This window comes from Mycobacterium gordonae, assembly GCF_001417955.2.
In the GTDB taxonomy this organism is placed as follows: Bacteria; Actinomycetota; Actinomycetes; order Mycobacteriales; family Mycobacteriaceae; genus Mycobacterium; species Mycobacterium gordonae_B.
On sequence record NZ_LKTM01000028.1, the window covers coordinates 1 to 13,173 of the forward strand.

Consider the following 13,173-nt stretch of genomic DNA (forward strand, 5'->3'; position numbering starts at 1 on the left):
TCCACATCGGCAACAAACTGCGACACCGGGCCAACCACCCACCAAAACTAACCCGCAAAAAAACGCCTCACCACAACGGCGGAAAGAAAGTGACGCCGGCTTCACGCCGCTGGCGATGAGCTTCTCAACGGCAGCGAACCGCCGCGCACACCCGATCCACTACGCGAACCGCGCCGAGCCGCGGCATACTAGTCGCCCCGCGTGGCCGACGAAGGGGGTGCAAGCGGCTCGTGAATCAATGAGTCGCGCGGCACCCAAATCCCCGAACCCGGAAGATATTCCAACGTGCCCGGCGGCCCCAATGAATTCGGACCCATGAATCGGGCATCGGGGAAGTCGGTGCTCGGCGCGAACACCCCCGAATGCGGAACTAACTCGATCCACGTATACGGATTGCCGGAGTGGTCATAACCCGGGGAGGGCGCAAGATCGCCGGGCTGCTTGACCACCACACCCGGAATCTCGTCAGCTCGCACAAACGTTCCCGAACCAGGACCAATCTCAATCCATCGAGGTCCATCCGGAGGACCTGGAGGGGTAGGCCCGCCCGGTCCAGCCACCCACGGCCTGTGCCGAGGATCGCCCACTACCCAACCCGGCTTACCTGAATCCTGCGGCTTGTCATTGTCCAGTGGCTGTGCATCAGTTCCTGACCTGTGCCCAGGAAGTTTCCGATAACCGGCGGTGACCTGCCGCAACGTCGCCGACACCGCCTGAAACTGACTCTGAGTCGACTCCACCTGATCCTGCATCGCCGACAGATGCTGATTCATCGCCGCCACCAGCAGCTGAGTTCCAGCCGGATAGCGTGCCAGCGACTCCGCCGATGCCCCCACCTGGCGGGCCTGATCGCGGATCATGCCCGAGGCGGCACGCCCCTGCTGACCGATCGCGAGGGCCTGAGCTGCGGCTTCCCGCACCTGCTCATCCAACCCCGCAGCAGTCGTCTGCGCCTGCTGATACGAAACGGCGACCCCAGAAACACCCGTGCGCAAGCTGCTCCCACTGGAAGGGGGCGCCGGCACCGAGCTGCCAGCGCCCGACGTGGGCACCTGGCCACCGGCACCCCCCTCGGCCGGAAACAGGTCATGAGCGCGCGACAAAAGGCGGTCAACTGCCGCCACGAACTCTGTGACGTTCACCAGAGCGTCCCTTCCACGTCAGTCACCACAGCTCTCATCTACGCACACCTGCCCCCAGAAACTCGGCCCACACACGTGCTTGCGCAGCGGCCGACAGCTAGTAGCCGTGATGCACACCGGGGTTAGCCTGGCCGACCAACGCCCGCAGATTATGCCCATCACGGGCAACCCCATAACGCGACATCAGATAATTCATCGACGCACACGCATTGGCTACCGGATCCCAAATATGATTCGACGTCCCCGGCTGGTGATGCGCCGCAAAAGTCCCCGGCACCAGCTGCCAAGGACCCCGGCTGGAGTTCAACGGACCACCATCGACCTGGCGCGCACCATGTGCATTCGTATCGGACACATTGATCGCGTCCGACCGGAAGCTCGACTCGTGCTCAGCGATCGTCATCATCCCGTTCTTCCAGTTCGCACGAGCTCGCGGATCAGAAATGCCGTTGCGGTCTAGTGCCTCATCAACAACCCGACTCATCGCCGCCGCCCCGCCCGGCCACAAGCCCTTGCCCTCAAATGACACCTCCGATGTAGCCAGAGCACCTTTACCGACACCCGCAGCACCCGCCGCCAAACCCGACGACCCCATCGTCGGGCCAGCGACCGCACCACCACCAACCCTGCCCATCCGGCCCAGCATCGACATCGGCAGGCTGCCCAGAGCGCCCAGGCCGCCAAACCCACTACCCGAGCCCCCGCTGAAAGCCGCCGGGATAGCGCTCAGCGCCGACAACCCGCCCGCACCGCCACCCATCCGCAACCCCTGATACGCCGCCGCCAACTGCCGCAACCGCAGCGCCAGCACCCGATTCTCGGCCGTGGTCTCCTCGATCTGGCGCTGCATCGCCCCCAAACGCTCATCCATCGCCGAGACCATCAACCGCATCCCCGGAGCCGTATGCGCCACCCTCCCTATCGCATCGGCCTGAGCCCGCGCCCCATCACGCACCGAACCAGCACCCAGCGCCCCCCGCTGACCAACTGCGGTCGCCTCACCAGCCCCCCCGCCAGACTGCACTTCCAGCCCCGTCACCGCGGCCCGCGCCGCGCCGTAACCGTCACCGGCACCAGCGGCGCCCGACCCCAAACCGCTACCCCCAGCAGGGACCGGCGGCACCGACCGCCCACCACCATTGGCGGCGAACACACCAGCCGCCGACCCCCCCGACGTGGGAAACAACCCATGCGCGCGAGTCAGCACCCGATCCACATCGGCAACAAACTGCGACACCGGGCCAACCACCCACCAAAACTAACCCGCAAAAAAACGCCTCACCACAACCAAACGGACAAACACCCCTACAGACGCCCGCCATCCGCTGACCAAGCCCCCACAGCCTGTGAACCCGCGACACCTACTAACTGGGTAACAGCTGGTAACCAGCGATCCAGGCGGCATAGGCCACGTCGGCCACCATCAACGAATCAGATCGCTTCCAGCACAACAACATTTCCAGGCGCCGACAGTTAGTGAAGAAATTCTCATAACTTACGACCTGGTCTGGATCCTCCAAACCGTTCAGCCCCGGACGCTGTGCCGCCATCATCAGACGATCGGACTCATACTCAGCATTTAGAGCCGCCCATTCCTCCGCTTTTGGCCACCCGCCGGCCACTACGGCATCGGCCACCGTCCGGGCAATCTGTGAAAGCTCAACCACGCCAGCGAATACCGACCGCCGAGTCAACTCCCGGCAGTACGCGATCGCTTCCGGTTCATCCATCGCTTTCAAACTCGCGTACAAACCCGCATTCACCGTCTGTAGACGATGCATCCGCGTACGGCGAAGTTCCGAGGCGGGACCATGTGGACCCCCGTGTGGCACACCAATCGCCACCTGCCGCACCCCCTCGTCGGGGTCCTCCAGGAACTCCGACGGCCACGCCCATGTCGTTGCCACCGCGCCGACTCTGTCCCCGTTCGCACGGGCGCCGCGTACCGCCTTCTCGGCCGGGTTGGACCAACCCATCCAACGGACATCGAAATCCTCATCGAAACCGCCCGCGACGGCCATACCGTTTCGTAAGAACACCCCAGGCGGGATGTAACAAGCCCCGTCGTTAGTAGCCACCCATAATGTAGTACCGCCAGATGCGTTGTGGCCCACGGCAACAGCCCAATCAAGGCCAGCATCCACCAGACAAGACGCGCCGGCGAGTTCAGCCACCGCCATCTTCGCGACCTCGACATCCGATGCTGCATCGTCACGTGACACCCCGGCAACCGCGCGACCGCTAACCGCCGGAACCAAACCCGCACCAGGACTAGCGGCCGGAGCCCCGCCCTCGGCCGGGACTGGCGGCACGGCCGGAACCGAACTGGGCGCAGAGACCACTGGCCCCGCCGGTGGCAGCACCGACCCATACGGCGTCAATCCGGCAGGCATCCCTATCCCCGAAGGAGCAGACACCGCACCCGCCGCGGGAGCAGACGCTGACGTCGCCGCGGCCGGAGCCGCAACTGTAGGCGCACTCCCCGCCGGCGCAGCCAACGGACCACTCAACGTCTGTGGCATGGGCCCCATTGGCGCCGATACCGCACCACCGGCTGCCGACACTCCCGCCGCCAACCCCCGCCCAAAATCCATACCTGCCGCCGAGGGTGTCGCGGATGGCAACGAAGCTGACCCAAGACCAGCAGGCGACATCGAAGCACCCGGATTGAAGCCGATTCCGCTGAACAAACCTTGCAGCCCCGACAGCGGAGAGCCCCCTCCGCCTCCCCCACCCGGCATACTCGGCAGACCAGACACCGGTAAACCACCACCGGATCCCAACGGCGACGGAAGACCTCCACTCGGTAGGGACGTATTGGGTGAACTCGGATTATTCGTCGACAGAGGCGCATGAGGCTGCAGGGAGTCGCGAGTGCCCGATGATCCACCGTGGTGAGTAAGCCCACTCTCGGGCGCTGCGCCGACTGTAGGTGACTCTGGTGTCGGGTCCGTTGTGGCATCCGTTCCAAAGTTGGCAGGCTTGACTTCTCCACCCTCTGGCGCCAGGTGAAGGTTCCCCAGCATCTGGGTGGTGTACTGGGCAGAGTACCTGTGCAGGTCTGCCATATGTGTCTGCACGATTGCCCGATATTTGCTGGTGATCACTGCGATCTGGGCCAGGGGATGCCCACTACCGCTGCGCAGGAGTTTTTCGATCTCGTCGTGCATAGCGGTATTGGCCTGTGCCATAAGCCGTTTCGTGCGCTCGACATCCGACGCGGCCTGGCCGATGAGCCTATTAGCGAGCTTTGAAGCGGCGGCGGACTCGTTGAGTAGTTGCTCCAATTTGGCGTAGGCAGAGTCGGCGGCGTCTGCTCCGATGCCTTGCCAAACTCCTTGGGTGAACACAGTATTTCGTGCAGTGTGAACGTCATCGGCCTGACCCTCACGTAATCTCTGGCGCTGTTCCTCGGCCTCCGCGCGGCTGTGCAACTCTGTTTCGGAATCCTCAGGCCAGACAAATGGCGGAAAGAGTACTGAGGCGAACAAACCTTGCGGTCTCGGATGATCACCCCCAAACCCTGACTGCGCACCGATGCTCGGTGCGCCTGCCAACAGCTTGGCCTTGGCGAATACGCCGAGCAGCTGCCCTGCTTGCTGCTTATTGCGCTCGACCCAGGAATCGGCCGAACCGGTCACTAGCGCCATGACTGTTACCGAGGGATCCCACATGCGTCGGCGAACGTGTCGATTGCGGCATTCGATATGTCTGTCAGGCGGTTGACTTCACTCGTTGGTGTTCCACCCATTGCGGCTGTGGTCACGTCCAACGTCGTATCGATATACCGGCGAGCTGCGGCTGCGACGTCTGGCGGCACCGCCGGACCGAGCGCGTGTTCCACAGCGATCGCACTTGTGACCGACTGTAAGTTCACAGGCACATTGATTTTGCCCTCCACGCGGAACCCACCTTGGCCCTCGTGGCCTACGGATGTCTCGAATACGTGGCAGACGTGCTGCTTGGCGCCAGCCACCTCGGTGCTGCTGAATTGCGGCGCTGAAGATGGCGGTGAAGTATGCGTCGGCGCAGCTGGTTTGCTGTCGTGCATGGTCAGGTAGGTGATGGCCGAGCCGGTGCCCACCGAAACCCCCACGGCCAGCAGCGCCGCCGCGGCCCAGGGCCAGCGGCGGCGGGGGTTGGGAGCGATGCCGCTTGCCGCTGGCGGCAGCGATGGTGGTACCGCGAACGGCGCCGGTGCTGGAGGAAGCGTCACTGGCGACGACGAAGCGGCGTTCCTGGACCATGGCGACGACATGTGCAGAGCCTCCTGTCAGCAGCTCAATGCGCTGGAATTCGCCACCTCGGTTGCCTCGACGGCGGCGACGCTCATTTCGCGATTCACCGAATTCGCAGTGGCGTGGGCCTGCACTTGTGCATCACGCACGGTGTGCACCATGTCGGCTGCGTGCAGGAGCGGCAGGGTGTAGCTGCCAACTCGTAGACCCGCAACCGTTGTAGGCGGCTGAGAGGCTGCGGAGGCATCTGCCTCAGTCAAACCAGCACGTGTAGCTGCGGGATCCATTTCGAACATGACTGGGAATGCTACCGGCGCTGACACGCTGATACATGGGTCGGTCAGCAAATTCATCTGCTCAACTAGGAGAGTAGTGCGGCCAGTCGCGGGTCGTCAGCCCAGGCCTCGCCGAAGATCCCGTGGGCACTGAACAAGCTCAGCGCGGGCGTGGCCACCCCGCTGAATCTGACTGGCGCGATCGAGCCGAAATTGAGCGTCAACGTCCATTGCTGCAAGTCCGGATGAAACTCCGTACAGTCCCCGAACCACAAGCTGACCAAGCCATGCGGGCGAGTGGCGCACAGCAACCGGTCGGTGGTCACGATCACCGAGCTGGTCTGGTGCCATCTCCACTGCGGTGCGGCTTGACGTTGTGCTGCCGCTTTGCGGCGGTGGTTGACCAGACCCTGGACCGCCAACGCGCCCACCATGACAGCCGGCCTGCCTGCCACGATCAACGGCATGGACGTGTAGTTGGCGTTCGTCCCGCAAAAACGGGCGTAGCCGACACTGGCGGTAACCAGCGCCGTCTCGCCGGGCTCGAGCACGGGTCCAAACACGCTCACCGGCGTCGGTGATAGGCCGGCGTGCAGTGCCGCCGCACACTGGCGGCTGTAGTGCCACCACTGCTCGGCCTCACTGAGGGTGCGCACGGGAGTTCGACGCTGCTGGCTGTCACGCACACTCGATGCGACCGGCGCTGCCGCGTTCTCGGAACGGCAGACGCGCACCGGGACGGCTGATGTGCAGGTGGCGGGAAGACGTTGTGGGCCCTTCGGCATCCCAGGGATGTCAAACATACCCAGACGTTAACCAAGCGGGCTGACACGCTAACTGTCTCGGAGTTCGGCCAAAATCTTGATCGCCTCGGCGCGTTCCTTATCGCCTAACCAGGGCAGCATCCAAATGAGCGCTTGTTCTATTTCCCGGGCGGCAGTGGTGAATTCTTCATCAAGTGCTGCCCTTGCAGCAGCATTCATCCCCTCGCGGTGCTCTGCGAATGAGCGCCGCATCCTCAGTATCCAGCGGGCCTTGTCAAAACGATCTACAGCTGCGGCCGGATCCGAGTCGGCGGTCGATGCGACAGCGGCAGGCATAGTGGTGCCACCTACCGGAATGGGGGTGCCGCCCGAGAGCACCGCATCGGTACTGCCCGGCGCCCAATTCAGTGCCCGGTCGAGTGCTTCGCGTGAACGGCGGCTGAGACGGTCTATTCGGTTGTTCTCGATATAGCGGATCGTGGTCACCGACAGTGGCCCGCGTTTGGCCATCTCGGGTTGTGTCAGGTCGAGGTGCTGCCGCCGAAGCCGCACCTCCCTCCCGAGACGCTCCCACGACATAACCAGCATTTTGCCCGACAAACCGTCAGACAGGGCGCTCATCCGTCATCTTCTTCTCCGTTCGCTGTCGGTTTGAGGTGAACCCCGTCCCGCGCCGGGACCGACGTCAAAAGCTGCCCTCACGTGCGGGTTTGCTCGAATTCCCTTCCCCGCGGGCGGGAATCCCCAGGTCGCCCCTCCGTCAAAAATGACGTTATGACCGTCATAACCGTCAGAACCGTCATATCCTCTGTTACATTGACGGTGCCTCGCGGGCCGACCAGCCCGGGACGCACGGGCCTGACGGCCCCTAACGAAACCGGCTGTGAGAACACGAACAGGGAGGATGCCCCATGACCACCCCAAGTAAGGCCCCGGCACCAACAGCGCCGGTAAGCCGCCTTCAGTTGCCGACGCCACCTGTGAGGGTCTTCCACAGCACTGAGGTCCAACTGCCCTGCCGCGAACGCGCAGAACTGTTCTTCAATCCGCACACCTACGCGAAAGCTCAGCGCTGGTGCGCCAGTTGCCCATTCCTGGGCCGGTGCGGTTATAACGCCGTGGCTACGCGCGCCACACACGGCGTCTGGGGCGGCATTGTCCTGCCAGGTCACTACCCGAGCCGGCTCGAGCCGATCTACGCACGCCTGGCCGCCCAGTTCGAGCGGCGCCGAACCCGTGAAATTGGCGACGCCCCGGTGGCCCCGCTGACCAACCTGCTGGCCCAGAAGGACGATGCGCACCAGGCGCTGGCCGGCGCCGCCGCGTAACAGCAATCTCCTGGTCCCCCCAGTGTTTGCGCAAAATTACGTTACGGCGCAATTTACCGTAATTGCAGTTCAGAGGCGTTTTGTAGGCACCGAAGCGCCCGGCGTGTCGAAGCTGATTCCACATCCATGGTGAAAGAGTCAAGGCCATGCCAGCTCATCACAAGGGCGAACGCAAGCAGTTCTCGGTCCGCCCACCCATCGAAGTTGTTCCGGTACTAGAAGCAATGTGGCGCGAATCGGGAGTCTCGTCGATCTCGCAATACCTCGCCGACCTCGTGACCATTCACGCGGGGCGACCCGACTTGGCTCGCGAACTCGGAAAGTCTCCCGCTCGGGAGGTACTACCCCTGGCGATGTAGACAACTCAGCTCCGACGCCTTGCCGGAGCCCAACATGACATCTGAATAGCGGGCACAGAGCACCCCCTGACATGACGAAGGCCCCGCCGAAGCGGGGCCTGTGTCTGAAGGTTCAAACCGAGTTGGCGCTCGGTTCTGGGTCTCCGGCCCATTTCCCCGAAAGGGACGTGTCTTGGTCGACTCGTCTCACGGTAGCGCATACCTCAGTGCTGTTCCAGCGCCGCACCGTGATTTCTGTGTCTTTTCGATTACACCGTCACCATCAACCGAATTCGCGGCGTCTCCGTACCGCGGTTGCACCCCCCAACAGCCACGCCGCGGCATTGCCAGCACGCGGCCGCGCGCCACCGCCCTGTTAACCGCAGGCTGCCATCGGGTTGCCGCCGCAGCTCTCACGCTAGATCCTGGCGAGGGCACCTACCGAGGCGTTCCATGCTGGACCGGAGGGGCCGCCAAATGGGCCCACTTCACCGTGCCCATCGCTTACGACCTGCGCTACACCGCGATCCGGCCAATGATGTGCAACGGCGGCGTCAGCCGCCAAGCCCTCGTCGCCGTGGCCGCAGCACGCGCCCGCTACGCCGATCACGCCACCGGCCGCAACAGCCGGCCCACCAACGAGCGCCTAGCCCGCGAAACCGGCTACACCGTTCGCACCATTCAGCGCGTCGACGAGGCACTGAAACTTCTCGGCGTGGCCACCGAAGTCCTTCGCGGCCGCCAACGCACCCGCGGTGAACGGTTCGCCTCCTACCGGGTCGGCGACCGCCGACGTGGCTGGGCCTCAGTGTGGGCGCTGCACGACAACCGCCAGCTAACCGCCGTTATCCACAGCGTGTCACCCCACCCGCTAAGCGGTCGTTTTTTGTCTACAAAAAACCGTTCTTCTCAACTCACTACCCGCAGACGCCGGCCCGGCGGCCGGCGGCAAGGCGGCGCGCAGCGCCGCCAAGGCCTAGACAAGGCAGGGCTAGCGCTGGCGAAGGCCTGGCGGGCACGGCCGGATTCGCCCCCATGGAGTCGGCGGCACTCCCCCGGTGCCTGGTCGCGAATCCTGGCCGCACCCGCTCAACACGGCTGGACGGCGCGCGACGTCAACCAGATGATCACCGACTGGCTCGGAGTGGGAAATTGGGCCGCCGACCGCCCGCACCGGCCAATTGGCTTACTCGCGACCATCTTTGCCTGGCACGGTCCAACAAATCTCGACGAGCGGCCTGCAGCCCTTGACGAGGCGCGGGAAGCCCAAGCTCTGCAAGCCCAAGCGCGCGCCCGCGCTGCGGCCGTCACCGAATTCGACGCCTCCCAGCGCGCCAAAGCGGTTGGCCGCCAGGCGTTGTCGAGCAGCCTAGGCCGAGTTGAGGTTCGCCGGATTCTGGACAACGCCGCCCAGCGGCGCCAGTCACCGCACAGCACATGGGGCAAAGCTATAGCCAGGCGCAACCGCGAGAGCGCTCAGCCGCGCTCGGGACCGCCAAGCACGCCACCACGTGATGACCCTGCATGAAATGCCTCAGGGTTAAGGGGTCTCGAGATCTTCAGCGATCGCTTGGATCTCACTCCACGGTGCATCGGAGCCGAAAAAGCGGTCCCACACCTTGCGCATCGCCTCACGCTGCTTGATACTCCCGTCCCGCAACTCGGCGCTGATCAGCTCCTCAAGCTCAACATGGGTGTACTGCGCTGGGGCGATGGGGTCAATGAACAAATCCCGCAAGTAACCATCCGCGTCGAACGCCGCGGCCACTACCTCGTTGTCAGACTCCTGCTGGGCAGCGCGCTGCATGGCGTCGTTGAACTGCGCCGTCCATGACTTCGCTTCTCTCAACCCGGATGTGACGATGTCGACGTATTCGTCGTCGGTCATTCCCGTCATTTCCCAGCTCCATCTTTTGTTCCACGCGCTTCCCGTCGGCCCTTCACCGGCTCGCTATTCGGTGGAACCGTCACCTTCAGTTCTCGGTCCTTATACAGCTGCTTATTGTCAGCCCCGCTGCCACCGCGGCCTGCGCCGCCGATCATCGGGGGCGCCATGGCGCCCATCGGAGTCCCTGCATTGGAAGCAGAAGCCGCCGGCACATTGGCGGCCGGGGCCGCAGTCATCGGGGCAGCCTCCACAGCAGGAGACGCCAAGACCGGAGGCGCACTTAACGATCCCTGCGCGCCGGCAGGTTCTGTGTCCCCCGGTTCCCCCCCACCGCTGTCCGGTGCGGCGTCATGGCCTCCCCCAGCAGGCGCCGGTGCCGGCTGCTCAGGTCCGCCCCCGCCACCCTGCTGCGGTGCACCACCGGACGGGCCGCTAAGACCGCTCATCATGGATGACGGCATCGCCTGCATGGGCGTGCTTCCCAAACCGCTGAGTCCGCCCAGTGCGCCGCCAACTCCACCTAGCGCGGTTCCGACCATTGCCGGCAGCAATGATGGCGCCGTACCAGCGGTATCCACCGACCCGGAGAGGTCGACATCCGGGTCCAGCGCGCTTGGCGGCCAGCTCGCGCCTGGCTTGAGTGAATCCTCACCCGCCCCCCTGGCCGCATCAACAGACTCCTGCGGGGCATCGGTTGGTGCTGCATCGGTCTTATGCGTCACGAGGTCATCGCTTGGGCCGTGCACGGCAGGATCAGCGTGCTGTGCTGGTTCCCAAGAAGGCGGGGCGGGTGGCGGAGAGGTCGAGGTAACCCCCGCAGAGAACGTGTAGTTCTTGAACCCATTGGCCGACTGCGAATACAACGCGCTCAACCGCACCTGAGAACGAGTCACTGCCGGCTGCAACCGCCCGCCGCTGCGGGTATTCGCGTCGTTGGCGGCCCGCAATTCGCGCTCTGCGGCAGTGACCGCCGACAACTTCGGGATCTCCGCCGCAGCCGTTCGGAACGCCTCGACATGCCCACTCGCGGTGGCTGAAAGGATGCTCAGGTACTGCGCGTGGCCTTCAAACCAGGTCTGCAGCGAACGCATCTGGCTCACGGCCGCATCAGCTGCAGCCGAATCCCACCCCTGCTGCGCCGTGGCGATCGCGGCGGCCAACTGCTCGGCCGCCCGCTCAAGCCGCTCCGACTCTCCCCGCAGGCTATCGGCAACGGTCTGCCAAGTCTGCGGACCAGGACCCGTGCGGCCACTATCAATCAGCCGGGCGATGTCGCGCGGCGACGCGGGAACTTCGCCGGCTGCCGCCGACGGCGGTGGCTGACCCCCGCCGAGCAACGCCGCCTCGTCTTGCACCGCGGCTGGTCGAGAAACCCCGCCGCCGGGACCCGACAGCCCGCCCGCGCCCAACGTCGCTGCCGATGCCGTCTCCTGCTCGTCATAGGCATCGGCCCCAGCCTCCAGCAACACCCCGAACTGCCGCGCCATCCGGGTCGCCACACTCGTGTACTGACGGGCAAGTGCGAGGTTAACCCCGAACCGTGTGCTGGCACCGACAGAAACAACGTCGGGAGCGCACGGCTGCACGTGATCGGAGCCCGGGGAGGCGCTACTGCCCGCTGCGTGCGCCCGTGACCCCGCGGCCCGAAGGGCGGCGGGGTCGGCCCGTAGCGATTCAGCCAACTACGTGCGAAGTGTTCGCTGGCTGGCTTCCTCAGACTCGGTGTAGGAGGCCAGACTGGCACGGATCTGTTGACCGACGCCTTCGCAGTGGCGACCCAGAGCATGTCCGGCCGCCGCACGAGCTTGCAACAGTTCCTGCAGCGCTGCCCCTACCGTCGAGGAGCCGATTCTGCCGAACATTGACCGGGCCTCGCTCAAAGTCGTGGGCGTGACGCTGAGTTCCTCGCGAATTCGCGGCCCCTCGGCTTCCCACCACTGTGCATGGTCGTGCCACTCTCCGACGTCGAGTCTCACCTCTGCAGCCACCGCGTTTCCACCTTCCCCAATTTGAACCTATTGTTTGCTAGCCAACCATGCGAAATGGCGTTACGCATCGTCGTAACCTCAGAAATCGATGGCAGACCGACGGAATTCGTCAACCTCGGCATGCGTCGGCCAAGCGTTGGATCTGGGAATCCCCATCAGCCCGTAATTCTCAGAGAGCCAATGATCGGCACGAGCTCGCATCATCGCAACGCGATACAGCCGCACGATCCGATCGGCGAGAACCTCCATCGGCCACGCCAGGGCTTCGGGCTCCAACTGCACACGCACCTGTTCACCGGAGCAACCAACCTCGACCAATACTGCGCCGTCCCGCGAGCACTCGATGACCAGAGGCTCGGACACAATCTGTTCCTCGCTGTCGGCCATCAGCCCTGTTTGCTCCTTCACCCGCACTTACCAATTACGTACCTGTCGCCCGCGGGGCGGGCGCTGCCGCGGTTGCTGTACCGGCCTGTTGAGCCGGGTCAACCCAACCTAAAAAGTCCGTCGTTGGCAATGCGCTCTGCGGCTGCAGCTGGCCGTCCAGCCAAATCTTCCCGTTTCCCATGAACATCACTGGCTCGCGAGTCTTGAACTGAGCAACCGTGCCCGGCAACAAGTGGCTCGGGTCAGCAGGCTCGGTGACCGGGGTGCCCGGCGGCGGCAACGAGACGTGAGATCCTTTCCACGCGTCAGTAACCGACGTCCCATTCACCACCGCACGCACAGCGGCTGCATGCTGTGCCGATGTGGTGGTCACCGGCGAACCGTCAGGCATCTGCACGACCAAAGACGGGTCACCGCCAGCGGTGGCAGGTACAGCCCCAGATAACGCCGCCGTTGTCGCAGCCGGGGTAACTGAGGCCTCCGGATTCTTGTCCTTGCTGCCCCTTTCCTCACCAGCAGCTTCAGCAGGCTTGCCCGCCGAATCCTTGCCGTGGCCATCGTCAAAATCTGTCGACTTCGCGCCCTCACGTGGGGCCTCATCCTTGAAACCGTCCCCCACACCCGCACCGGCCATCTGACCAGCCAGCGGCGCCATCCCCATCGCGGCAGCCGGCAGCGAGCTCGCCAACCCGCCCAGCGAACCCGGGATCGAACTCATGCCCGCCAAGGCCGGCCCGAGCATCGACATCGGATCGCCCAGTCCACCCAGACCGCCAGGCACACCCATCCCAGCCAACGGGTCAGTCAGACCACCTCCCCCACCTG

General features: G+C 64.5%; 15 protein-coding genes. 5 read left to right on the top strand and 10 right to left on the bottom strand.

Features of this window, described 5'->3' with window-relative positions:
- Positions 1-188: 188 nt before the first annotated feature.
- From AO501_RS36830 to AO501_RS05530, 3 genes are all read right to left on the bottom strand, one after another.
- Entirely contained in the window at positions 189-995 is an 807-nt protein-coding gene (locus tag AO501_RS36830) for a hypothetical protein (protein WP_156452322.1), read from the bottom strand.
- A gap of 244 nt (positions 996-1,239) precedes the next feature.
- Positions 1,240-2,379, bottom strand: coding sequence for a transglycosylase SLT domain-containing protein (locus AO501_RS38785; protein WP_231752351.1), 1,140 nt, complete (start codon positions 2,377-2,379; stop codon positions 1,240-1,242).
- 127 nt (positions 2,380-2,506) lie between these two features.
- Complete coding sequence (locus tag AO501_RS05530) at positions 2,507-3,364, bottom strand: chemotaxis protein (protein ID WP_231752352.1); 858 nt, start codon at positions 3,362-3,364, stop codon at positions 2,507-2,509.
- A gap of 786 nt (positions 3,365-4,150) precedes the next feature.
- On the opposite strand from AO501_RS05530, the gene AO501_RS36835 reads away from it, so the two are divergent.
- Positions 4,151-4,396: a hypothetical protein gene (locus AO501_RS36835; RefSeq protein WP_156452323.1), complete on the top strand. Its 246-nt coding sequence runs from the start codon at positions 4,151-4,153 to the stop codon at positions 4,394-4,396.
- A gap of 807 nt (positions 4,397-5,203) precedes the next feature.
- Positions 5,204-5,572, top strand: a complete 369-nt coding sequence (locus AO501_RS05540) for a hypothetical protein (RefSeq protein WP_156452324.1) — start codon at positions 5,204-5,206, stop codon at positions 5,570-5,572.
- Between the two features lie 169 nt (positions 5,573-5,741).
- On the opposite strand, the gene AO501_RS05545 is transcribed toward AO501_RS05540, so the two are convergent.
- Positions 5,742-6,458: a hypothetical protein gene (locus AO501_RS05545; protein ID WP_156452325.1), complete on the bottom strand. Its 717-nt coding sequence runs from the start codon at positions 6,456-6,458 to the stop codon at positions 5,742-5,744.
- Positions 6,459-6,488: 30 nt separating this feature from the next.
- Positions 6,489-7,040 (bottom strand): helix-turn-helix domain-containing protein, encoded by a 552-nt coding sequence (locus tag AO501_RS05550; RefSeq protein ID WP_055576773.1) that lies wholly within the window; start codon positions 7,038-7,040, stop codon positions 6,489-6,491.
- Between the two features lie 290 nt (positions 7,041-7,330).
- Here AO501_RS05550 and AO501_RS38790 point away from each other — a divergent pair, with 290 nt between their 5' ends.
- The 3 genes from AO501_RS38790 to AO501_RS34895 all read left to right on the top strand — a co-directional run bounded on the left by AO501_RS38790 (position 7,331) and on the right by AO501_RS34895 (position 9,613).
- Positions 7,331-7,747 carry a WhiB family transcriptional regulator gene (locus tag AO501_RS38790; RefSeq protein WP_082658410.1) on the top strand — a complete coding sequence of 139 codons (417 nt, stop codon included), beginning with the start codon at positions 7,331-7,333 and terminating at the stop codon, positions 7,745-7,747.
- 146 nt (positions 7,748-7,893) lie between these two features.
- Positions 7,894-8,106 carry a hypothetical protein gene (locus AO501_RS34890; RefSeq protein ID WP_082658411.1) on the top strand — a complete coding sequence of 71 codons (213 nt, stop codon included), beginning with the start codon at positions 7,894-7,896 and terminating at the stop codon, positions 8,104-8,106.
- A gap of 472 nt (positions 8,107-8,578) precedes the next feature.
- Complete coding sequence (locus tag AO501_RS34895; protein WP_156452326.1) at positions 8,579-9,613, top strand: helix-turn-helix domain-containing protein; 1,035 nt, start codon at positions 8,579-8,581, stop codon at positions 9,611-9,613.
- 12 nt (positions 9,614-9,625) lie between these two features.
- Here AO501_RS34895 and AO501_RS05560 read toward each other — a convergent pair whose 3' ends face one another.
- The 5 genes from AO501_RS05560 to AO501_RS05570 form a co-directional block, all read right to left on the bottom strand.
- Entirely contained in the window at positions 9,626-9,982 is a 357-nt protein-coding gene (locus AO501_RS05560) for a hypothetical protein (protein ID WP_055576775.1), read from the bottom strand.
- Complete coding sequence (locus AO501_RS34900) at positions 9,979-11,655, bottom strand: PE family protein (protein ID WP_156452327.1); 1,677 nt, start codon at positions 11,653-11,655, stop codon at positions 9,979-9,981. Before AO501_RS34900 ends, AO501_RS05560 begins: the two co-directional genes overlap by 4 nt.
- Positions 11,656-11,961, bottom strand: a complete 306-nt coding sequence (locus AO501_RS36840; protein WP_156452328.1) for a hypothetical protein — start codon at positions 11,959-11,961, stop codon at positions 11,656-11,658.
- A 78-nt stretch (positions 11,962-12,039) separates the two neighbouring features.
- Positions 12,040-12,348 (bottom strand): hypothetical protein, encoded by a 309-nt coding sequence (locus AO501_RS05565; protein WP_055576776.1) that lies wholly within the window; start codon positions 12,346-12,348, stop codon positions 12,040-12,042.
- Between the two features lie 34 nt (positions 12,349-12,382).
- Positions 12,383-13,096: a hypothetical protein gene (locus AO501_RS05570; RefSeq protein WP_156452329.1), complete on the bottom strand. Its 714-nt coding sequence runs from the start codon at positions 13,094-13,096 to the stop codon at positions 12,383-12,385.
- Positions 13,097-13,173: the final 77 nt, after the last annotated feature.